The organism is Nitratireductor sp. GZWM139 (genome assembly GCF_030068685.1).
Lineage (GTDB): Bacteria > Pseudomonadota > Alphaproteobacteria > Rhizobiales > Rhizobiaceae > Nitratireductor > Nitratireductor aquimarinus.
In genome coordinates this window covers 74,758-96,177 of sequence record NZ_JAMQML010000006.1, presented here as the reverse complement: position 1 = coordinate 96,177, position 21,420 = coordinate 74,758, and the positions used below count along the sequence as shown (strand labels likewise).

General features: G+C 62.4%; 18 protein-coding genes and 1 other RNA gene. 10 read left to right on the top strand and 9 right to left on the bottom strand.

Going from position 1 to position 21,420, the window contains the following annotated elements:
• Positions 1-239: 239 nt before the first annotated feature.
• Positions 240-467, top strand: a complete 228-nt coding sequence (gene rpsU, locus NDI72_RS09125; protein WP_113153869.1) for a 30S ribosomal protein S21 — start codon at positions 240-242, stop codon at positions 465-467.
• A gap of 656 nt (positions 468-1,123) precedes the next feature.
• Here the strand turns inward: rpsU and NDI72_RS09120 are convergent.
• The 7 genes from NDI72_RS09120 to ffs all read right to left on the bottom strand — a co-directional run bounded on the left by NDI72_RS09120 (position 1,124) and on the right by ffs (position 8,145).
• Positions 1,124-2,581 (bottom strand): aldehyde dehydrogenase family protein, encoded by a 1,458-nt coding sequence (locus NDI72_RS09120; protein WP_206544394.1) that lies wholly within the window; start codon positions 2,579-2,581, stop codon positions 1,124-1,126.
• Positions 2,582-2,849: 268 nt separating this feature from the next.
• Entirely contained in the window at positions 2,850-3,248 is a 399-nt protein-coding gene (locus NDI72_RS09115) for a Kazal-type serine protease inhibitor domain-containing protein (protein ID WP_206544393.1), read from the bottom strand.
• A gap of 138 nt (positions 3,249-3,386) precedes the next feature.
• The gene (locus tag NDI72_RS09110) at positions 3,387-4,616 is read right to left on the bottom strand and encodes a lytic murein transglycosylase (protein WP_206544392.1); all 1,230 of its coding nucleotides are present in this window, start codon (positions 4,614-4,616) and stop codon (positions 3,387-3,389) included.
• A gap of 336 nt (positions 4,617-4,952) precedes the next feature.
• Positions 4,953-5,558 (bottom strand): recombination mediator RecR, encoded by a 606-nt coding sequence (gene recR / locus NDI72_RS09105; protein ID WP_113153865.1) that lies wholly within the window; start codon positions 5,556-5,558, stop codon positions 4,953-4,955.
• Positions 5,559-5,716: 158 nt separating this feature from the next.
• Positions 5,717-6,040 carry a YbaB/EbfC family nucleoid-associated protein gene (locus NDI72_RS09100; RefSeq protein ID WP_113153864.1) on the bottom strand — a complete coding sequence of 108 codons (324 nt, stop codon included), beginning with the start codon at positions 6,038-6,040 and terminating at the stop codon, positions 5,717-5,719.
• A 17-nt stretch (positions 6,041-6,057) separates the two neighbouring features.
• Positions 6,058-7,920 carry a DNA polymerase III subunit gamma/tau gene (locus NDI72_RS09095; protein ID WP_206994451.1) on the bottom strand — a complete coding sequence of 621 codons (1,863 nt, stop codon included), beginning with the start codon at positions 7,918-7,920 and terminating at the stop codon, positions 6,058-6,060.
• 128 nt (positions 7,921-8,048) lie between these two features.
• Positions 8,049-8,145: signal recognition particle sRNA small type (ffs, locus tag NDI72_RS09090), an RNA gene on the bottom strand.
• A 229-nt stretch (positions 8,146-8,374) separates the two neighbouring features.
• On the opposite strand from ffs, the gene NDI72_RS09085 reads away from it, so the two are divergent.
• Positions 8,375-8,794 (top strand): HIT family protein, encoded by a 420-nt coding sequence (locus NDI72_RS09085; RefSeq protein ID WP_113153862.1) that lies wholly within the window; start codon positions 8,375-8,377, stop codon positions 8,792-8,794.
• A gap of 30 nt (positions 8,795-8,824) precedes the next feature.
• Positions 8,825-9,775, top strand: a complete 951-nt coding sequence (nudC, locus tag NDI72_RS09080) for an NAD(+) diphosphatase (RefSeq protein WP_283800276.1) — start codon at positions 8,825-8,827, stop codon at positions 9,773-9,775.
• A 25-nt stretch (positions 9,776-9,800) separates the two neighbouring features.
• On the opposite strand, the gene NDI72_RS09075 is transcribed toward nudC, so the two are convergent.
• Positions 9,801-10,670, bottom strand: coding sequence for a prephenate dehydratase (locus NDI72_RS09075; RefSeq protein ID WP_206548763.1), 870 nt, complete (start codon positions 10,668-10,670; stop codon positions 9,801-9,803).
• A 2-nt stretch (positions 10,671-10,672) separates the two neighbouring features.
• On the bottom strand, positions 10,673-11,419 hold the full coding sequence (locus tag NDI72_RS09070; RefSeq protein WP_283800275.1) for a 3-deoxy-manno-octulosonate cytidylyltransferase: 747 nt from the start codon (positions 11,417-11,419) through the stop codon (positions 10,673-10,675).
• A gap of 197 nt (positions 11,420-11,616) precedes the next feature.
• On the opposite strand from NDI72_RS09070, the gene NDI72_RS09065 reads away from it, so the two are divergent.
• The 7 genes from NDI72_RS09065 (at position 11,617) to NDI72_RS09035 (ending at position 21,169) form a co-directional block, all read left to right on the top strand.
• Positions 11,617-12,333: a c-type cytochrome gene (locus NDI72_RS09065; RefSeq protein WP_206544389.1), complete on the top strand. Its 717-nt coding sequence runs from the start codon at positions 11,617-11,619 to the stop codon at positions 12,331-12,333.
• Between the two features lie 156 nt (positions 12,334-12,489).
• Positions 12,490-14,370, top strand: a complete 1,881-nt coding sequence (locus tag NDI72_RS09060) for an extracellular solute-binding protein (RefSeq protein ID WP_206544388.1) — start codon at positions 12,490-12,492, stop codon at positions 14,368-14,370.
• Positions 14,367-16,256 (top strand): extracellular solute-binding protein, encoded by a 1,890-nt coding sequence (locus NDI72_RS09055; protein WP_283800274.1) that lies wholly within the window; start codon positions 14,367-14,369, stop codon positions 16,254-16,256. The genes NDI72_RS09060 and NDI72_RS09055 overlap by 4 nt, the downstream gene beginning before the upstream one ends.
• A 54-nt stretch (positions 16,257-16,310) precedes the next feature.
• The gene (locus NDI72_RS09050; RefSeq protein ID WP_113153856.1) at positions 16,311-17,423 is read left to right on the top strand and encodes a microcin C ABC transporter permease YejB; all 1,113 of its coding nucleotides are present in this window, start codon (positions 16,311-16,313) and stop codon (positions 17,421-17,423) included.
• On the top strand, positions 17,423-18,574 hold the full coding sequence (locus NDI72_RS09045; protein ID WP_113153855.1) for an ABC transporter permease: 1,152 nt from the start codon (positions 17,423-17,425) through the stop codon (positions 18,572-18,574). Before NDI72_RS09050 ends, NDI72_RS09045 begins: the two co-directional genes overlap by 1 nt.
• Positions 18,571-20,202, top strand: a complete 1,632-nt coding sequence (locus NDI72_RS09040; RefSeq protein WP_283800273.1) for an ABC transporter ATP-binding protein — start codon at positions 18,571-18,573, stop codon at positions 20,200-20,202. The genes NDI72_RS09045 and NDI72_RS09040 overlap by 4 nt, the downstream gene beginning before the upstream one ends.
• Before the next feature lie 16 nt (positions 20,203-20,218).
• Positions 20,219-21,169, top strand: coding sequence for a 2-hydroxyacid dehydrogenase (locus NDI72_RS09035; RefSeq protein ID WP_206548768.1), 951 nt, complete (start codon positions 20,219-20,221; stop codon positions 21,167-21,169).
• Positions 21,170-21,420: the final 251 nt, after the last annotated feature.

The following is a 21,420-nucleotide window of genomic DNA, read 5'->3' as shown; positions in this document are numbered from 1 at the left end:
GCTCGCTTTTCAGGGGATTATCCCTATATTAAGACCTCAGGGGTGCATTCGGCAGAACTTCTGTTATGGTGCGCCCCATCTTGAGTCGCCCCTTTGACGGGCGCTTTTGCATCTCTGCGCCGGCTGATGCCAGGCTCCCGCACCGATGTGGAATAAGATTGAACGTGAGTTGCCCTTCGCGCTTTCGAGCGCCCTGGCCAGGCTCAATCACTGAAACGCCAACTGAAGAAGGAAGTCCATTGCAGGTTATCGTTCGCGACAACAATGTCGATCAGGCCCTCAAAGTGCTCAAGAAAAAGCTCCAGCGCGAGGGTGTTTTCCGGGAAATGAAAGCCCGTCGTTCTTATGAAAAGCCGTCGGAGAAGCGCGCACGCCAGCGTGCCGAAGCTGTCCGCCGCGCTCGCAAGCTGGCCCGCAAGCAGGCTCAGCGCGAAGGCCTTCTGCCGAAGAAGCGCCGCGCAGCCTAAGGGCTGATGCCAGGCAAGCCTGGTTTTTGTGAATTTACGAGACAGGGACGGTGCGGCTTTGGCCCCGTCCCTGTTTTGTTTTTTGGATTATGGGATTGCCCTGCGCCCACCCGGATGCATTGCAATCGGTCCAAGCCATTGATGGCGCATCGGAATAATCGGATTACACGTTTCGTCCCGATGCCCGGGGCGGCCGCTCAGCCTGCGCGGCTTTCGGCTTCGTCCAGCTTTCCCAAAAGATCCTGAAATTCGTCCGGAATTTCCGAATCCAGCGAAAAATGCGGCAATTTGTTCAGAAACCGCGTGTTTTCGGGCTGCCCAAGACGCTGTCTGACACTGCGCGCAGTGTCAGCGCGATATGCGTCGCTCCGGCGCTCCTGTCGTTTGTCCTGTTGCGTCATTGTCCTTGCTCGATGTTGCAAATCGCACTCGTGAGATAAAATCCCGAGTTGTGGATTTGTTCCGAGAAATGAGGCGCTTCAGCCACATTCAGGCAACAGGGTAAACTTTTCCTAAAATTGTAAATATCGCCCGAAACACCGGGAATCCGGCGTCTTTGGGTCATGACAGGATGATGGAAAAGGCAATGTGAGCGCCACGCCGATGATGCCGCCACCAAAGATGGCGACATCGGTATTCTGTCAGCGCCCTGACGATCAGGGCTGTGTGTAGGCGGTCTTCACCGTGGTGTAGAACTCGACAGCATAACGCCCCTGCTCACGCGAGCCGAAGCTCGAGCCCTTGGTGCCGCCGAACGGCGCATTATAGTCGACACCGGCGGTCGGCAGATTGACCATGACCATGCCGGCCTGGGACTTCTGCTTGAAGTCGCTCGCATATTTCAGCGAGGTCGTGCAGATGCCCGAGGAAAGGCCGAAGCTGGTGTCATTGGCGACGTGCAGCGCTTCCTCGTAATCCTTCACACGGACGACGCTGGCGACCGGGCCGAAGACCTCTTCGCGGTTGATGCGCATATCGTTGCGGGTTTCGGTGAAGAGCGCCGGCGCCATGTAGAAGCCGGGCTTGTCGAGCGTCAGGCGCTCGCCGCCAAAGGCAAGCCTGCCGCCTTCCTGGCCGGCGATCTCCACATAGGAAAGATCCTGCTCAAGCTGCTTCTCATCGACCACCGGCCCCATCTGGGTCCTTGGGTCGAGCGCATCACCAACCACAAGCGCCTTGAGCTTGTCGGTGAGCGCGGAGACGAACCGGTCGTGAATGCCATCGGCCACGACAAGACGGCTGGAAGCGGTGCAGCGCTGGCCGGTGGAGAAGAATGCACCGTTGAGCGCGGCCGCGACCGCCACATCCAGATCGGCATCGTCGAGAACCACCAGCGGGTTCTTGCCGCCCATTTCGAGCTGCACCTTCTTGAGATGCTGTCCGCAGGCAGCGGCGATGCCACGGCCGGTGGGCACGGAGCCGGTGAAGGAGATGGCGCGAACCTTCGGGTTCTCGATCATGCGCGGACCAAGCTCGGAACCGCGACCGGCAACCATGTTGAACACGCCTTCCGGCAGACCGGCGCGGGACAGGATCTCCGCAAGCGCCCATGCCGAACCCGGAACCAGCTCGGCCGGCTTGAGCACGATCGTGTTGCCATAGGCAAGCGCGGGCGCGATCTTCCAGGCGGGAATGGCGATGGGGAAGTTCCACGGGGTGATGAGACCGATCACGCCCATCGGCTCGCGGCGCATGTCCACCTCAACGCCCGGACGGATGGAATCGAGGCGTTCACCCGGCAGTCGAAGGGCTTCGCCGGCAAAGAACTTGAACACCTGACCGGCGCGCACAACCTCGCCAATGCCTTCCGGCAGGATCTTGCCTTCCTCACGCGAAAGCAGGTGGCCGAGCTCGTCCTTGCGGGCGATGATCTCATTGCCGACAGCGTCCAGAATGTCGAAGCGCTGCTGCGGCGTGGAACGCCCCCAGGCCGGCGCGGCATCATGTGCGGCGTCGATGGCGCGGTCGAGATCCGCAGCGCCGGAGCGCGCCGCCAGGCCCACCACATCGCGCGTGTCCGACGGATTGATGTTCTCGACCTGGCTGTCGCCGTCAATCCATTCGCCGGCAATGTAGTTTTTGAAATGCATGCTGCCCGTTTCGGTTAGCGCCATTGGTGGAATACCCCCGCTTATCTCAGTTTGGTTGGCCCGGAGCCTAACCCAGGCGGGGCAGGCCAGTCATGCGATGCTTCGTTATGCCAGCCTGCCATTTGCGCATGAAACCTGAGCGGAAATGCCGGAAGCACCGAGTGTGGTCCAAGGCCCGCACAAAAGAAAACGCGGGTGAAGCTGCCCGCCTCACCCGCGCCTGCATTTTCAGTGCTGTTTTGAGTGCCGGCAGCCCCTCTGGAAAGGCGGCGCAGCTGAACTTCCCGTCAGATCAGCACTGGCCGGGGCGAACGATCCGGTAGCCGGCGGCCTGTGCCGAGCAGGCATTGCCGAAAGTGCGACGCTGGCCGTTCTTGCGTGCGCATACCGGGCGGTATTCGCGGGTGCAGATCTGCGGACGCTCGGGCCGGTTGGACTGTGCCCGGCATTCGCCCGGCCGAACGATGCGATAGCCGGCGGCGCGCGCCGTGCAGGCATTGGCAAAGGTGCGCTGACGATCACCCCGCCGCGCACAGACCGGCTGGAATTCCATCGTGCAGACCTGCGGGCGATCCGGACGCGGTGGACGCGGACGGTTCGGCCCCTCTTCAACAACCACCGTACAGCTCGCCAGAATGACGGCTGCGCCCGCAAGCGCGCCGACACGGGACAGAATTTTTGCAACAGACACCGCGAGACCCTCTCTCTTTCAAATATTGACGCCGGCTCCCGGCGCAATCCCCATGCGCAGATTAGACGATTTTGAAGAAGTCACCAGTGTATCGAGAGGTGCTATGCTTCCGGCCCGCAGCCGAAGACGGTTCTACTGCTATTGCAGGCGGCGCACGGTCTGGCTTTCCGGGAAGCAGGTCGGAGAGACCCCGTTTTTCTGCTGCCACTCGCCGATGGAGCGGCGCGTCTTGAAGCCGACCAGACCATCGGCCCCGCCGACATCGTAGCCAAGCCTTTCAAGCCCGCGCTGCATGCCCGCCACATCGCTGCGATTGAAGCCGCCGACACGGCCCCACGAGGTGGCGAATTCATTGTTGCCATACATGATGCGGTCGCCCGCATGGCCCACGAAAAGCGCGTAGAGGTCGCTCTCGTTGTAGTCCTTGAGGCGGTAGAAATTGGGCGTGACGATGAAGGCCGGACCAAAGCGGCCGGCAGGCATCATCAGATAGCCCTCGCCGCGCAGCTCATGCTCGGGAAACGCCTTGCCACCAACCCGGCGGATGCCGAGCGCCTGCCAGTCTGCAATGCTCTTGCCGCGATCCGGGCCCTCGAGCGCGCAGGAAACGCCCTGCGGAACGGTCACTTCAAAGCCCCAGTCGCGCCCGCGCACCCAGCCATGCTGCGCCAGGTAATTGGCGATGGAGGCAAGCGTGTCGGCCTGCGAATTCCAGATGTCGGCGCTGCCATTGCCATCGCCATCGACGGCATATTTCAGGTAGGAGGTCGGCATGAACTGCGGCTGGCCCATGGCGCCGGCCCAGGATGAGCGCATGGCGCGGGGCGAGACGCCGCGACGCTCCACCATTTCGAGCGCTGCCAGAACCTCTTCACGGAACATCGCCTTGCGGGTGGCGAGAAAGGCCTTGGTGCCGAGAACCTCGAACGCGTCATAGGGAATTTTTGCCCCGCCAAAACCGGATTCCCGCCCCCAGACGGCGAGCACGACGCCGCGCGGAACGCCATAGCGCTTTTCGATGGCCGACAGCACGCCATTGAGCTTTCCAGCCCGCGCGCGCCCGCCGGAGACGACGCCCCCGATATGCTTGAAATAAGCCGATGGCGCACGGAACTCCGCCTGATGCTGCCTGTCGCTGCGCGGCTTGCTCTCGCCCGGCAAGACGAGGTCCGGCAGTTTCAGATTGGGTGACACATTGGCGAAGGCAGCGTTGAAAGTGTTGGCCGAAATGCCCCGGCGCTGCGCCTCCGGCCACAGATCGCTGGCGAGCCAGTTGCGGAACTGCGTCTCGACGGACTGCGCCGCAGCCGCGCCCGCCGCAAGCGAAACGCTCAGAATGACAAGAAGGCGGATCATGCGCTGGAACATCAAGGCGTCTCTCCCGTCGCCGCAATGGGCGTTTGATCGTCTGATAGCATGGTAGCGGCACAACCGCCGCGCTGGCTAGATCGCGTCCACTTCTCGTTGAATCGTGAAAACGCTCTCATTCACTGGTCTTGTGCAATTCCGGGCGCCGACTTCGAGGCCCCCTTCTCCCCGCTCGCAGAGAGAAGGTGAGGATGAGGGGCGAGCGCAAAGTTCTGCGAACCCACAATGCGGCTAGATTTTCACGCACGGCGTCAGCCCCTCATCCCCCTGCCGGGACCTTCTCCCCGCTCGCGGGGAGAAGGAGGCTGTCATCCGGCCAGAGCGCTTCCGCTTCTCCTAGAAACTGGTACGCGATTTGAGCGCCGCCGACAGCGTTCCCTCGTCCAGATAGTCGAGTTCGCCACCCACCGGCACGCCGTGCGCAAGGCGCGTGACCTTGATTTCCATCCCGGCCACCTGATCGGTGATGTAATGGGCGGTGGTCTGCCCCTCGACCGTCGCATTGACGGCAAGAATGAGCTCGGACACCCCGCCTTCGGAAACCCGGCTGACGAGCCCCGCAATATTGAGATCGCCCGGCCCGACGCCATCAAGCGGCGACAGCGTGCCGCCAAGCACGTGATAGCGTGCGCTCATCGCGCCGGCGCGCTCAAGCGCCCAGAGATCCGACACATCCTCGACAACGATGATGGTGCTGCCATCGCGGCGCGGATCGGTGCAGATGGTGCAGGGATCGTGCGTATCGACATTGCCGCAGGTGGAACAGATCCGGACCTTGTCCAGCGCATCCGACATGGCGGCAGTGAGCGGCGCGAAGAGCTGATCCTTTTTCTTGATCAGATGCAGCGCCGCACGCCGGGCCGAGCGCGGCCCGAGCCCCGGCACACGCGCCAGAAGCTGGATAAGACGCTCGATTTCAGGCCCGGCGATGGATTTTGACATGCAAGGATACCATTGAGGGGCTGATCCGATTGCGGATCAACGCCCGTTCTCCTGTCCTGGAACGCCGTGCGTCCATTCGGACGCACAAAGGACGCTCCAACCTATTGAATCCACGCATCGTGCTTTCCGAAAATCAATTCCGATTTTCGGGGCGATGCCTAGAAAGGCAGCTTCATGCCCGGAGGAATGGGCAGGCCAGCCGTCATTTCCTGGGTCTTTTCCTGCATGGTGGCTTCGAGCTTGGTCTTCGCATCGTTGTGCGCCGCCAGAATCAGGTCCTCGAGGATCTCCACATCGTCTTCCTTGAAGAGCGACGGGTCGATCTTGAGCGCCTTCATCTCGGACTTGCCGCTAAGCGTTACCGTGACGGAGCCGCCGGCAGCCTGGCCCTGGACTTCCATCTGGGCCATTTCTTCCTGCATGGCCTGAAACTTGGCCTGCATCTCCTTGGCCTTGCCCATAAGGCCCATCAGATCGCGCATTTTGGTCTCCAATTCATTCAGAAATCGTCGTCGTCATCATCATCCAGATCGACCGCCTCGACGGGACCGGATGCATCGTCGATCGCATCCGGGTCGGTCGCGTCGGGGATGCGGATATCGATGATCTTAGAGCCGGGAAACTTGTCCAGAATGGCTGCGACGGCGGGGTCCGCCTTCGCGTCGGCCATGGCGCTCTCGCGCCGCCCCTCTTCCACCTCGGAAAGCGTGGGGCCGCCGGCCTCGCTGGAAAGCATGACGATCCAGCGCCGCCCGGTCCACTCCTTGAGCCGGTTGGTCAGGTCGCCCATCAGCGTTTTGGGCGCATCGGCGGCGAGATTGACCTCAAGCCGGCCGGGCTCGATCGAGACGAGGCGCACATAGCTCTTGAAGCGAACCTTGAACGCCATGTCGCGATTGGCGTCGGCAAGCTTTGCGATGTCTTCAAGCGAGCGCAGCGGCACGGCGTCCGCCTCGGCCTCTTCATGCACGGCCTGCTGCTGCATGGGCGCAGGCGCGCTTTCGGGCGCGGACTGGACGAGACGCATGGTCTGGCCGCCGCCACCGCCAGACACGGAAACATGCTGCGTGGCGACCGCCGAACCCATCGCGCCGCCGCCGCCAGCGCCCCCACCAGCACCATTGCCCGAAGGCGCAGGCGCGCCATGGCCGGAGGGCTGGCCCTGACCATTGCCGGCAGGCATGTCGTCGAGCCGCTTCATCGCTTCATCGAGCGTCGGCAGATTGGCTGCGTGGGCGATGCGGATCAGCACCATCTCGCCGGCGGCCACTGGCCGGCCGGAAGACTGCACTTCCTGAATGCCCTTGAGCAGCATCTGCCAGGCGCGCGAGAGAACACGCACGGAAAGCGTTTTGGAAAATTCGAGGCCGCGGGCGCGCTCGTCTTCCGACAACGAGGCGTCTTCAGCCGCCTCGGGCACGAAGCGCAGCCGCGTGACCAGATGATTGAATTCGGCGAGATCGTTCAGCACGGTCGCCGGGTCTGCGCCGACATCGTATTGCGCGCGGAACTCGGCCAGCGCGGCGGCGACATCGCCCTTCATCAGGTTTTCGAACAGGCCGATGATGCGGCTGCGATCCGCCAGGCCCAGCATGTCACGCACGGTTTCCGCCGTGACCTGGCCGGAGGAATGGGCAATTGCCTGATCGAAGATCGACTGGGCGTCACGCATCGAGCCTTCGGACGCGCGCGCGATCATCGCCAGCGCCTCGTCTTCCGCCTCCACGCCCTCCAGCCCGCCGATGCGGGCGAGGTCGGCCTTGATCATGGCTGCATCGATGCGGCGCAGATCAAAGCGCTGGCAGCGCGACAGGATGGTGATCGGAACCTTGCGGATTTCCGTCGTCGCGAAGATGAACTTCACATGCGGCGGCGGCTCTTCAAGCGTCTTCAACAGGCCGTTAAAGGCCTGATTGGAGAGCATGTGGACCTCATCGATGATGAAGACCTTGTAGCGCGCGGAGACCGGCGCGTAGCGCACCTGATCGATGATGTCGCGAATATCGTCGATGCCGGTGTGCGAGGCCGCGTCCATCTCCACCACATCGACGTGGCGGCCTTCGAGAATGGCGCGGCAATGCTCGCCCTCAACGGTCAGATCGACCGTTGGCGCATCGATGGTGTCTGTCTTGTAGTTGAGCGCACGCGCCAGAATGCGCGCCGTCGTGGTCTTGCCCACACCGCGCACGCCGGTGAGCATCCACGCCTGCGCGATGCGCCCAGCGCCAAATGCATTGGTGAGCGTGCGGACCATCGGCTCCTGGCCGATCAGTCCCGTGAAATCGCTTGGACGGTACTTGCGGGCCAGAACCCTGTAGGCGCTGCCGGCCTTGTCGCTTGCGTTCGTGCCGGCGTCGGTCATTGCCCTGTCGCGCTCCGTGTTTTGCCCTGACGCTTCCAGTGTCCCCTTGGACGAGGTTGTGCGTCAATGGACAATCTGGACGGCAAGGCTGGATTCCGGTGAATGCGGCTTAGAAAAGCAAGAAGAAGGTGGGAGGCTGGCACGGCGACCCGTGCCTGGCTCGTTAGGGCTGCTTCCTTCCGGACCTGACCCGGTTGGCGAGTGGCTCGTCCACCACCAACCTCCCGGCCCCCATATCGGAAATTGTGAAGCCAAATGCAAGGGAGGAGTTTCGCTTTCCTGTCGATGACCGGCCGATTGCCTGCAACCGCCGCGCCCGCATCCGGGCCGGCTTGCGGCTTCACCGAAACGGCGAACCGCAGAATGGCACCTGATATGCGCAATTATGCGGTATGAGGTGATTTCGCCCGGCCACAAAATAATCTAGCCTTGATTGTCATCATGAGGAAAAGCGATGCTGCCGGACGCCAAGCAGGGTTTCGAGCTCAATCCACGGCTGGAGGCTGAAAGCCTTCACGTTACATGGCTCGGCCTTTGCGAGCTGCGCCTTTGCGACGACCGTCGCTGGCCCTGGCTCATGCTGATTCCGCAGCGCCCCGGCGCGGAAGAGATTCACGAGCTGACCCCGCTCGACCAGGCCATGGTGAGCTTCGAGACCAATCTCGTCGCCCAGGCGCTCAAGGACATGACGGGCTGCACCAAGATCAACACCGCCGCCCTCGGCAATGTCGTCCGGCAACTGCACATCCATGTGGTTGCCCGCAATGAAGGCGACCCCGGCTGGCCCGGCCCCATCTGGGGCCATGGTGTGCGTGAGCCCTATCGCCGCGAAGACCTGCACCAGCTCGCCGAAACGATTCGCGGCAAGCTCTGACCTTCTCCTGAAAACGGACGTCTCTTTTCCATGACATTCCCATTTTTCAACGAACGGCGCGACGAAGCCAGCCAGCGCGTCGCCTTTTCCGGAAACTCCATCGACCGGCAGTCCGAGGCGCGCACCGACGATGATGCGCTGAAGGCGCTCAGGGACGAACGGGCGCGCGTGATGCTTTTTGGCGAGGGACGGCTTTTCCTGCGGGTCGCTGGGGAAGACGCGTTCGACCCTTATCTATCGCCGGCGGATCGTGCGACCTGCACACCCGATCTGGAGCGCGCGGTGCTTCTGGGGCATCAGGAAAGCGTTCCGGTTCTGGCCGTGCCAGCGACGGCGGACCCCGAGACATTGCCCGACCACCTCAAGGCCATCGACTATCGCTCGATCTACATGCAGGGACTGCTGGACGCCGATGCGCTCGGCGCGATGGCGCAGGGCGCATCGCTTTTGGCGTGGCATGCCAATCACCGTTTTTGCGGGCGCTGCGGCAGCGAGAGCGAAATGCGCGACGGCGGCTACAAGCGGCACTGCCCGGCCTGCGGACGCGACCACTTTCCGCGCACCGACCCGGTGGTGATCATGCTGGCGGTCCGCGGCGAGCGCTGCCTCATGGGCCGCAGCCCCCACTTCGCTCCGGGGGTCGTGTCGTGCCTTGCCGGCTTCGTGGAGCCGGGCGAGACCATCGAAGCCGCCGTGCGCCGCGAAACACGCGAGGAATCAAACATCGAAGTCGGCACGGTCGCCTATCACGCCAGCCAGCCCTGGCCGTTTCCCTATTCGCTGATGATCGGCTGCTACGGCGAAGCCATGAGCGAGGAGATCGCCATGGACGAGAACGAGCTGGAGGAATGCCGCTGGTTTTCGCGCGCCGAAGTGCGCCAGATGCTCGAAGGCGCGCATCCCGGGGGCTACCGTGTGCCCCCGAAAGGCGCGATCGCCAACACGCTCATCCGCGACTGGGCGCTCGCGACGGAGAGCTAGAGCGCTTGCGCTTTTCCTGGAATTGCTAGTCCTCGTCTTCGCTCTGCATGGCGCGGAACGGGTGCCCTTCATAGACGCCCAGAATGCGCACTTCGCGTGAGAAGAAGCCAAGCTCTTCCAGCGCCAGCGCCACATTGCGGTCGTCCGGATGGCCCTGAACGTCTGCGTAGAACAGCGTCGAGAAGAACTTGCCGCCGAGCTGATAGCTCTCCAGCTTGGTCATGTTGACGCCATTGGTGGCGAAACCACCCATCGCCTTGTAGAGCGCTGCCGGCACGTTGCGCACACGGAACACGAACGTGGTGACCATGGTCTGGTCAGGCGAGGAACGCGCGGCCCATTTCTGCTCCTTGGAGAGCACGACGAAACGGGTGACGTTGTTGTCCGTGTCCTCGACATTCTCCATGGCGATGTCGAGACCGTAGAGATCGGCCGCCAGAAGCGGCGCGAGCGCAGCGTTGGAACGCTCGCCCATCTCGGCCACAAGGCGCGCGGCGCCCGCCGTATCGCCGGCAACCATGCCCTTCCAGCGCTTCTGGCGAATGATCTCGCGACACTGCCCCAGAGCGTGGATGTGGCTGTAGACCGTCTTGATCTCCTCCGTTTTCACGCCCGGAAGAACCATGAGCTGAAAATGGATCGGCAGGAAATATTCGCCGACAATGTGCAGCTTGGAGCGCGGCAGGAGATGGTGAATGTCGGCAACGCGGCCGGCAATCGTGTTCTCGATCGGGATCATCGCCAGATCGGCAGCACCCGTTTCGACCGCGTTGAAGCAGTCCTCGAATGTGGGACAGGGCAGCGGCTCCATGTCCGGAAACATGTTGCGGCAGGCCGTGTCTGAATTTGCACCGGGTTCGCCCTGGAAGGCGATCTTGTTGGTCTTGGCTGCCATCTTCACATGTCCGTTTCTGCTAAAAGTCTGGTCCTGGCTTTTTCCAGGTCTTCGGGCGTGTCCACGCCCAGCGGCACCGAGGCCACGATCTGCGCATCGATGCGCATGCCGGCCTCGAGTGCGCGCAACTGCTCAAGGCGTTCGCGCCGCTCCAGCACCGAAGGCGGAAGCGAAACGAAGCGCTCGAGTGCGGCGCGACGATACGCATAGATGCCCACATGATGGTAGAGCGGCCCTTCGCCCCATGGCGCGGTGGCGCGCGTAAAATAGAGTGCGCGAAGCCGGCTGGCGTCTGCCGGGAGCGGCGCGCCAACGATCTTCACAACATTCGGATTGGTCTTTTCCGCCTCATCGGTGATCTCGACGCCAAGCGTCGCGATGTCGATCGCGGGATCGTCCAGCGGACCGGCAACAGCGCGGATATCTTCCGGCGCGATGGTCGGCAGATCGCCCTGCAGGTTGATGACGCGTTCGCACACGCCCTGCGGATCGAGCTTGCCCAGCGCCTCAAAAATGCGGTCAGAGCCGGATTCATGGTCGGAACGGGTCATCACCGCCTCGAAACCGGCCTTCTCCACCGCATCGGCCACTTCCTGCGTGTCGGTGGCGACCGCCACCCGGCCAATGCCGCTTTCACGCGCCCGTTCGGCCACGTGCACGATCATCGGACGCCCCGCAATATCGGCCAGAGGCTTGCCCGGAAGACGGGTAGACGCCATGCGCGCGGGGATTATGATGAGGCTGGACATTGGGGCGCGAACTCTTTTGAAATGATAAAGTGGCAAAAAGTCTCACAGGGAAGTGCCTTATATGTGTTGCATGCGCGGAGCAAAAGCCCTAGTTTCCGCGCGATTTTACCGGCATCGGTCGAACGCGGGGGACACCGGCGCGGAAGTTTGGATCTTCACGCCGCCGCGAGCGTCCGGAATAGGGAGCCTCAGGGCGTATGAACTCTTTCGAACTCAACAAAATCCTCGGCGCGCTGCTTGCCGCCGTTTTCGTGGTCTTCTCGGTCAGCCTTCTCTCGGATGCGATCTTCGCTTCGCCGCCGCCTGCCACACCGGGCTACGCGATCGAGGTTGCTGAGGACGACGGATCGGGCGCGCCTGCAGAACCGGCAGCACCGGAATCCATCGCGCCGCTGCTCGCCTCTGCCGATGTCGCCAAGGGCGAGAACATCTTCAAGCGCTGCCAGGCCTGTCACACCGTTGATGACGGTGGCGCCAACAAGGTCGGTCCGAACCTCTGGGAAATCGTCGACCGCCCGATCGCCGGCCACGAAGGCTTTGGCTATTCGGCGGCAATGGAAGAATTCTCTCAGGGCGGCACCGTGACCTGGACCTACGAGAATCTCGACCACTTCCTGACCAACCCGAAGGGTTTCGTCTCCGGCACGGCGATGGCTTTCGCCGGTCTGAAGAAGATCGAGGACCGCGCCAACCTGATCGCCTATCTGCGTGAGAACGCAGCGACCCCGGTTGCCCTGCCCGATCCGGAGCCCGAGGACGAGGCTTCTTTCGAAGAGCCGCTTTCGCCGGATGAGCGCACGGACCTGACCGTGGAAGACGAAGATGCTTCGCTTCCCGCAGGCGTCAGCGACGACCCGGCCACGGGCGAGGAAGCTTCGGCCGACGAGACCGAAGGCGAAGCAACCGCCAACTAACGAAAATTTAATTTCGTGGAACTTGAAAAAGCCGGTTTCGACCGGCTTTTTTGTTGTCCGAACATATAGTTTCCGGAAAACCACATGGCCCTTGCCATGTGCGGGCGATGGTCTACCTTTCGGCTGGGAACGAAAAACAATTATGAGGAGAATGCCATGCGGGTAATCGGTGCAACAGCAACAAGGGCGGCCTGCATGGCCGTGGCACTCTTGTTCGCCGGCACACCCGCAAGCGCCGAAGACGAATGGCTCACCAGTTCGTCCCTGATCGAGCCCGAAGGCCAGACAGGTGACTTTGAGCGATACGACTATGTGAACCCGGACGCCCCCAAGGGCGGCACGCTCAATTCCGTGGCGCTGGGCACGTTTGACAGTTTCAACCCGTTCATCGTGCGCGGCACGCAGGCTGCCGGACTGAACTATTTCGGCGGGCTGCTCTGGGACACGCTCATGCAGCAGTCGCTGACCGAGCCGAGCACCAGCTATCCGCTGATCGCCGAGGCGTTCAAGCATCCCGAAGACAATTCATCCGCGACCTACCGCATCGATCCGCGCGCACGCTGGCATGACGGCAAGCCGATCACCGCCGAAGATGTGGTCTGGACGCTGAACATGCTCAAAAAGCACAGCCCGCAGCACACCCGCTATTTCTCCAGCGTGGTGGAGGCCGTGGCCCTTTCCGAGCGCGAGGTGGAGTTCCGCTTCGACCAGAAGGGCAACAAGGAGCTGCCACACATCATGGGCGACCTGCCGGTTCTGCCCAAGCACTGGTGGGAAGGCACCGACGCCGACGGCAAGAAGCGCAATTTCACCCAGCCGACCCTGGAAAAGCCGCTGGGCAGCGGGCCATACCAGATCGAGAGCTTCAAGCCGGGCTCGGAAGTCGTCTGGAAACGCGTGGAAGATTACTGGGCCGCCGACCTGCCGGTGAATGTCGGGCGCTACAATATGGATCGCCGCCGATACACCTATATTCAGGACGAGAACGCCGCCTGGCTGGCCTTCACCAAGGGCGGGCTGCAGGACATCCGCATAGAAAACCGCTCCCGGCGGTGGGCGACCGAATACAATTTCCCGGCCTTCAAGGATGGCGATGTCATCAAGCGCGAATTCCCGACGGGCGGTGCGGAACCGATGCAGGGCTTCGTGCTCAACACCCGGCGTCCGAAATTCCAGGATCGGCGCATTCGCGAGGCGCTGACGCTCGCCTTCAACTTCGAAGACATGAACCGCACGCTGTTCTTCGACAGCTACACCCGTACCGACAGCTATTTCGAAGGTTCGGAACTGGCGGCGACCGGCCTGCCGGAAGGGCGCGAACTGGAAATCCTCGAAGAGTTCAAGGACAAGCTGCCGGCAGAACTCTTCACCGAGGAATTCAGGCTTCCCGTCTACGACAATCCGCAGGCCGAGCGCACCTATCTGCGTGAAGCCATCAAGCTCTTCTCCGAGGCTGGCTGGAGCATCAAGGGCGGCAAGATGACGAACAATGGCACCGGCCAGCAGTTCACCATCGAGTTCCTCGGCAACAGCCCCACCGACGAGATCACCACCGGTCCCTACATGGCCGCGTTGCGCAAGATCGGCATCGACGTGTCGCTGCGCATCATCGATCCCTCGCAATATGTGAACCGCATCCGCAATTTCGACTTCGACGCCGTGGCGAGCATTTTCGTCAACTCGCTTTCGCCGGGCAATGAACAACGCGAATACTGGGGCGCCAAGGCCGCCGACATTCCCGGTTCGCGCAATCTGGCGGGTGTGAAGGATCCGACCGTTGATGCGCTGGTCGAGAAGATCATCTACGCGCAGGACCGCGAGGAGCTGGTTGCGGCCAGCCGCGCGCTCGACCGCGTGCTCCTGTGGAACTACTACTGGGTGCCGCAGTGGCATGCGCCCTATATTCGCATCGCCTACTGGAACAAGTTCGGCATTCCGGAGAAACAGCCGGAATATACCGGTGTGGATCTGGAATCCTGGTGGATCGATCCCAAGCTTGAAGAGGCGCTGGCCGCCAAGTATCGGAGCCAGAATTGAGCCGCCCTGCGGCCCGACAGTGCGGCGCATCGCGCCGCACTTTTCTGGCCCTTGCCGGGGCAGCGGTGGCTGCCCCCCTTCTACCGCACGGCGTATTTGCCAGCGTCGAGACCGGCAAGCCGCTTCATGGCCTGTCGGCATTTGGCGACCTCAAATACGCCCCCGGCTTCAGCCATTTCGACTACGCCAGTCCGGATGCCCCGAAGGGCGGAACGTTCAATTTCCAGCCCGGCTACTGGTACTACAATCAGAACGTTTTGACCTTCAACACGCTGAACGCTTTCGTGCGCACGGGCGACGCCCCGCCGCGCATGGAGATGTGCTTCGCCTCGCTGATGACGCGCGCCTATGACGAGCCGGACGCGATCTACGGCTTTCTCGCCGAAAGCGTGACGCTTTCCGAAGACCGGAACGGCTTCACCTTCGCGCTGCGGCCGGAAGCGCGCTTTCATGACGGTTCGCCGATCACCGCCGAGGACGTCGCGTTCACCTACACGCTGCTCAAGGAGAAGGGGCACCCCCAGCTTCTGCTGCCGCTCGCCGAGTTGACCGAAGCGCGGGCGGATGGGCCGCACAGCGTGCACCTGCGGTTTTCCGGCCAGCAGTCGCGGCGCAACATCCTGACCGTCGCCACCTTCCCCATTTTCTCAAAGGCCTTTGTCGAGGAGAATGGCTTCGACAGTTCCCGCATCGTGCCGCTGCTCGGCTCGGGGCCCTACAGGGTGGGGAATTTCTCCGCCGGGCGTTTTGTTGAATACAAGCGGGTGGAGGACTACTGGGCGCGTGATCTGGGGCCGCTCAAGGGTTTCAACCATTTCGACACGGTCCGCATCGATTTCTATCGCGACCGCAATGCCGGTTTCGAAGCCTTCAAGAAGGGCGACGTCAACTGGCGACAGGAATTCACCTCCCGCATCTGGGCGACGGGCTATGATTTTCCGGCCATGCGCGAAGGGCGCGTTCTGAAGACGGAGATTCCCGGCGAGAAGCGCGGGCAGCTTTATGGCCTGGTGCTGAACCAGCGGCGTGAGCAGTTTCGCGATGTGCGGGTGCGCGAGGCCATCAGCCTGTGCTTCGACTTCGAATGGACCAACCGCAACCTCTTCTACGACGCCTATACGCGTTCGCATTCCTTCTTCGAGCGAGCGCCCTTCATGGCCGAGGGCGCACCTTCGCCGGAAGAAGAGGCGCTTCTTGCCCGCTTCCGTGGCGAAGCGCCGGAGGCGGCCTTTGGCGAAGCGGTGATGCAGCCGGTTTCGGACGGATCGGGCCGCGACCGCAACAATCTGCGGCGCGCACGGCAGCTTTTGACAGAGGCCGGCTGGACGCCGCGCGATGGCGTTCTCCACAACGAAAGAGGCACCCGCCTCACGCTTGAATATCTGGTGCGGGACGAGATCTTCCTGCGGCAGGATGCGAGCTTCGGCGAGAATCTGCGCGCCATCGGCATTGACGCTTCGACGCGGCTTGTCGACGCATCGCAATATCAAAGCCGCCAGAGCGCCTTCGATTTCGACATGATCTCCGCGGCAATCGGCATGGACGCCACCCCCGACGAGGAAGGGCTGGAACAGCTTTTCCATTCGCGAACGGCGGCTCTGGAAGGCTCCTACAACTTTGCGGGCATCACCGACCCGGTGGTCGACGAACTGATCGAGATCGCCGGCAAGGCCGAGAACCGTGACGATCTGAACGTAACGCTAAAGGTGCTGGACAGGGTCTTGCGCGCGCGGCGCGACTGGATTCCAAATTGGCACCTGACGAATCACCGTGTGGCCCACTGGGACATGTTCGGCTACAGCGACAACAAGCCGGACTACTTCTTCCCTGCGGAGGCTCTGTGGTGGTTCGATAAAGAAAAGGCGAAAGCGATTGGCAAGGCGTAAGGACGGCGTGGCAAAACTCCCAGCACTCCTGAACACGAAGAAAGCAGCAGACTGATGGGCGCGTATATTCTCCGTCGCCTGCTGCTGATGATCCCGACCCTGCTCGGCATCATGGCCATCTCCTTCATTGTCGTGCAGTTCGCGCCCGGCGGCCCGGTGGAACAGGTCATCGCGCAGATCACCGGTCAGGCCGGGGGCGCCGATGCGCGCATCTCCGGCGGTGGCGGCGATTTCGGCAATCAGGGCTTTGACGGCAGCTCGGTCGAAAGCAGCGGCGCGACCTCGAAATATCGCGGCGCACAGGGCCTCGACCCGGAATTCATCGCCTCGCTCGAAAAGCAGTTCGGCTTCGACAAGCCGCCGCTCGAGCGCTTTGGCCTGATGATCTGGAACTATGCCCGCTTCGACTTCGGCGAGAGCTATTTCCGCGACATCTCCGTGATCGACCTTATCCTTGAAAAGATGCCCGTCTCCATCTCGCTGGGGCTCTGGATCACGCTGATCTCCTACGGCATTTCCATTCCGCTCGGCATCCGCAAGGCGGTGAAGGACGGCTCGCCCTTCGACGTGTGGACCAGCGGCGTGGTGATTGTCGCCTACGCCATTCCCGGCTTTCTGTTCGCCATCCTGCTGATGGTGCTGTTCGCGGGCGGCTCCTTCTTCGACTGGTTCCCGCTGCGCGGCCTGACCTCCGACAATTGGGAAAGCCTTTCCTGGCCGGCGCGCATTCTCGACTATTTCTGGCACCTTGCCCTGCCGCTCACGGCCATGGTGCTGTCTGCCTTCGCCACGACGACGCTTCTGACCAAGAACTCGTTCCTTGACGAAATCCGGAAGCAATACGTGACCACCGCGCGCTCCAAGGGGCTTTCGGAACGGCAGGTGCTTTACGGGCATGTGTTCCGCAACGCCATGCTGATCATCATCGCCGGTTTTCCGGGCGCGTTCATCTCGGCCTTCTTCACCGGCTCGCTTCTGATCGAGAGCATCTTCTCGCTGGACGGGCTTGGCCTGCTCGGTTTCCGCTCGGTCATTGACCGCGATTACCCGGTGGTGTTCGCCAACCTCTACATCTTCTCGCTCATGGGCCTTCTCATCAGCCTGATTTCCGACGTGACCTACACGCTGATCGATCCGCGCATCGACTTCGAGCGGAGGGATGTGTGATGTCGGACGTGCAGGTGCAAAGCGAGGTGGCGACGGCGCGCCGCCCGCAGTCGCGGCCTTGGCTTTCGCCGATCAACAAGCGCCGCTGGCAGAATTTCTGCGCCAACCGGCGTGGCTACTGGTCGCTGTGGATCTTCCTGATCCTCTTCGTGCTGTCGCTGTTTGCGGAATTTCTCGCCAACGACAAGCCGATCCTCGCCTATTACAAGGGCGAGGTGCTCTACCCGGTTCTGGTCGATTATCCCGAGGAGAAGTTCGGCGGTTTCCTCGCCGTGACGGACTATCGCGATCCGATCATTTCCGAGGAGATCGATGCGAATGGCTGGATGGTCTGGCCGCCGATCCGCTACTCCTATCGCACGGTGAACAACGAGATTCCCGAGGCGGCTCCGGCCAAACCCTCCTGGATGTACACGAAGGAAGTGCGCTGCGAGCGGTATCCGCTGGGCGTGGATGACCCCGCCTGCACACCCGGAAACTGGAACTGGCTCGGCACCGACGATCAGGCGCGCGACGTGCTTGCGCGGGTGATCTACGGTTTCCGCATCTCGGTTCTGTTCGGTCTCATCCTGACCGCCGCCTCGGCGCTCATTGGCGTCAGCGCCGGTGCGATCCAGGGTTATTTCGGCGGCTGGACGGACCTTCTGTTCCAGCGCTTCATCGAGATCTGGTCGTCCATTCCGGTTCTCTACCTGATCCTGATCATCGCCGCCGTGCTGCCGCCGGGATTCTTCATCCTGCTCGGCATCATGCTTCTGTTTTCCTGGGTGGCCTTCGTCGGCGTGGTGCGTGCCGAGTTCCTGCGCGCGCGCAATTTCGAATATGTCAGCGCGGCCCGCGCGCTCGGCGTTTCCAACCGCACGATCATCTTCCGGCATCTTCTGCCGAACGCCATGGTCGCCACGCTCACCTTCCTGCCCTTCATCCTGAACGGTTCGATCACAACCTTGACTTCGCTCGACTTCCTCGGCTTCGGCCTGCCGCCGGGCTCCCCCTCGCTGGGTGAGCTGCTGCGTCAGGGCCAGCGCAATCTGAACGCCCCGTGGCTCGGCATTGCCGGCTTCCTGAGCCTGTCCATCATGCTGTCGCTGCTGATCTTCATCGGCGAAGCGGTGCGCGACGCCTTCGACCCGCGGAAGACGTTCAAATGAGCGAGCAGCCTCTTCTTTCGATCCGCGACCTCTCCGTTTCCTTCACGCAAGGGGCGCAGGAGACGCTTGCCGTCGACCATATCTCGTTCGATATCGGCCGCGGCGAGACCGTTGCGCTGGTGGGCGAATCCGGCTCGGGCAAATCGGTCTCGGCGCTGTCCGTGCTGCGGCTCCTGCCCTACCCGGCTGCCAGCCACCCTTCCGGCCAGATTTTCTACAATGGCGTCGACATTCTGGCCGCCGACGAGGCGACACAGCGCAAGGTGCGCGGCAACGAGATCTCCATGATCTTTCAGGAGCCGATGACCTCGCTCAACCCGCTGCACACGATCGAGCGGCAGATCGGCGAGACGCTGAAGCTCCATCGTGGCATGGGCGACAAGGCCGCGCGCGACCGCACGCTTGAGCTTCTCACCCAGGTCGGCATCCGCGATCCTGAAAAGCGGCTCGATTCCTTCCCGCATCAGCTTTCCGGCGGCCAGCGCCAGCGCGTGATGATCGCCATGGCGCTCGCCAACGAGCCCGACCTCCTGATCGCCGACGAACCGACCACCGCGCTCGACGTAACGGTGCAGGCGCAGATCCTCGAGCTTCTGGCCGACCTGCGGCGCAAGAAGTCCATGTCGATGCTGTTCATCACCCATGATCTCGGTATCGTGCGAAAGGTGGCCGACCGCGTCTGCGTGATGACCGACGGCAAGATCGTGGAAAGCGGGCCGACGGAGCAGATCTTCACCAACCCGCAGCACGAATACACGCGCCATCTCATCGCCGCCGAGCCCAAGGGCCGCCCGCCAAGGGCCGATCCGAACGCGGAAACGGTGATGCAGGGCGACGACATCAAGGTCTGGTTCCCCGTGAAAAAGGGGCTCATGCGCCGCACGGTCGATTACATCAAGGGCGTCGACGGGGTCGACGTCACGGTGCGCGCCGGCCAGACGCTTGGCGTGGTGGGCGAGTCCGGTTCCGGCAAGACGACGCTCGGTCTGGCGCTTGCCCGCATGATCGCCTCGAAGGGCGAAATCCGCTTTGACGGACAGGAAATCGACAGGCTGAGCTTCCGCCAGATGCGCCCGCACCGGCATGCGCTGCAGGTGGTCTTCCAGGACCCGTATGGCTCGCTCAGCCCACGCATGTCTGTCGCTGAAATCATTCAGGAAGGCCTGCGCATCCACCAGCCCGGCCTTTCGGCGGAAGAGCGCGACGCGATGGTCGTCGACGTCTTGAAGGAAGTGGACCTCGATCCCGAATCCCGCTTCCGTTATCCGCATGAATTCTCCGGCGGCCAGCGCCAGCGCATCGCCATCGCCCGCGCCATGGTTCTGAAGCCGCGCTTCGTAATGCTGGACGAGCCCACCTCCGCGCTCGACATGAGCGTTCAGGCGCAGGTGGTCGATCTCCTGCGCGATTTGCAGAAGCGGCACAATCTGGCCTATCTCTTTATCAGTCACGACCTGAAAGTGGTGCGCGCGCTCGCCAATGAGGTGATCGTCATGCGCGCCGGCAAGGTGGTGGAGGCCGGTCCGGCGGAGCAGATTTTCGATGCCCCGCAGACCGACTACACACGCGCGCTGATCGCAGCCGCGTTCAACATCGAAGCCACGCCCGGAGGCGTGGTCAGCGAATAAATCCAAGGGGCACGCCATGAGCACACCGCAGCGCGGTCGCGTCTTACTGTCTGTTACCGGCTTCAATCCGCAGCGCTGGTATGATCTTCTTTCGCAGGAACGGGACGTCGTTCTCGAACCCGACGGCGCGGAGGATCCGTCCATCGACTATGCGGTGGTCTGGAAACAGCAGCCCGGTGTGCTCGCCAAACTGCCGAACCTGAAGGTGATCTTCTCCATCGGCGCAGGCGTGGACCACATTTTCAATGACGATCAGGTGCCGGATGTGCCGATCGTTCGCGTGGTGGCGGAAAACCTTACCCAGTATATGTGCGAATATGTGAACTGGCGGGTGCTCGATCATCACCGCCAGGGCGCGCTCTATCGCACGCAGCAGACGAAGAAGGTCTGGCACGAGCCGCGGCAACCGCCCGCGAACGAAGTTTCGGTCGGCATTATGGGGCTTGGCCAGCTTGGCACGCGCGCCGCCGAGGCGCTTCTGGCGCTCGGCTTCTCGGTGAATGGCTGGAGCCGCACGCCCAAGGAGATCGACGGCATCGCCTCCTATCATGGCGAGGATGGCCTCACGCCTTTCCTGAACGCCACCGACATTCTGGTCGTGCTTCTGCCGCTCACGCCTGCGACCGACGGCATCGTGAATTACGGGCTGCTGTCACGCCTGCGCCAGGATGGGCCGCTCGGCGGCCCCTGCCTTATCAACGCCGGTCGCGGCAAACTCCAGCGTGAAGCCGACATTCTGCGCGCGCTGGAAGACGGTGTGCTGAAGGAAGCAAGCCTCGACGTGTTCGAGAGCGAGCCCCTCGCATCCGAAAGTCCTCTCTGGGAGCATCCGCGCGTCTTTGTGACACCGCATGCTGCGGCCACATCCGACCCGGCCCATCTGGCACCGCCAATGCTGCGTCAGATGGATGCTTTCGAACGCGGCGAGCCGCTTGAAAACCTCGTCGACCGCAAGGCGGGTTACTGAGGCACTTCCGCTTTTCGTGAATCGCGGAAACGCTCCGGTCATTCTTTTGCGCAATTCCGGGCATCGGCTTCGNCTTTCGAACGCGGCGAGCCGCTTGAAAACCTCGTCGACCGCAAGGCGGGTTACTGAGGCACTTCCGCTTTTCGTGAATCGCGGAAACGCTCCGGTCATTCTTTTGCGCAATTCCGGGCATCGGCTTCGAGGCCCCCTTCTCCCCGCAAGCGGGGAGAAGGTGAGGATGAGGGGCGAGC

Bases quoted from the DNA above. Each gene is read 5' to 3' on its own strand.
- NDI72_RS09095 (WP_206994451.1), bottom strand. From the start codon at position 7,920: ATGACCGACGCCGGCACGAACGCAAGCGACAAGGCCGGCAGCGCCTAC.
- NDI72_RS09045 (WP_113153855.1), top strand. From the start codon at position 17,423: ATGTCGGACGTGCAGGTGCAAAGCGAGGTGGCGACGGCGCGCCGCCCG.
- NDI72_RS09040 (WP_283800273.1), top strand. From the start codon at position 18,571: ATGAGCGAGCAGCCTCTTCTTTCGATCCGCGACCTCTCCGTTTCCTTC.
- NDI72_RS09070 (WP_283800275.1), bottom strand. From the start codon at position 11,419: ATGTCCAGCCTCATCATAATCCCCGCGCGCATGGCGTCTACCCGTCTT.
- NDI72_RS09065 (WP_206544389.1), top strand. From the start codon at position 11,617: ATGAACTCTTTCGAACTCAACAAAATCCTCGGCGCGCTGCTTGCCGCC.
- NDI72_RS09060 (WP_206544388.1), top strand. From the start codon at position 12,490: ATGCGGGTAATCGGTGCAACAGCAACAAGGGCGGCCTGCATGGCCGTG.
- NDI72_RS09110 (WP_206544392.1), bottom strand. From the start codon at position 4,616: ATGTTCCAGCGCATGATCCGCCTTCTTGTCATTCTGAGCGTTTCGCTT.
- NDI72_RS09100 (WP_113153864.1), bottom strand. From the start codon at position 6,040: ATGCGCGATCTGATGGGCCTTATGGGCAAGGCCAAGGAGATGCAGGCC.
- nudC (WP_283800276.1), top strand. From the start codon at position 8,825: ATGACATTCCCATTTTTCAACGAACGGCGCGACGAAGCCAGCCAGCGC.
- recR (WP_113153865.1), bottom strand. From the start codon at position 5,558: ATGTCAAAATCCATCGCCGGGCCTGAAATCGAGCGTCTTATCCAGCTT.
- NDI72_RS09120 (WP_206544394.1), bottom strand. From the start codon at position 2,581: ATGGCGCTAACCGAAACGGGCAGCATGCATTTCAAAAACTACATTGCC.
- NDI72_RS09075 (WP_206548763.1), bottom strand. From the start codon at position 10,670: ATGGCAGCCAAGACCAACAAGATCGCCTTCCAGGGCGAACCCGGTGCA.
- NDI72_RS09085 (WP_113153862.1), top strand. From the start codon at position 8,375: ATGCTGCCGGACGCCAAGCAGGGTTTCGAGCTCAATCCACGGCTGGAG.
- NDI72_RS09050 (WP_113153856.1), top strand. From the start codon at position 16,311: ATGGGCGCGTATATTCTCCGTCGCCTGCTGCTGATGATCCCGACCCTG.
- NDI72_RS09035 (WP_206548768.1), top strand. From the start codon at position 20,219: ATGAGCACACCGCAGCGCGGTCGCGTCTTACTGTCTGTTACCGGCTTC.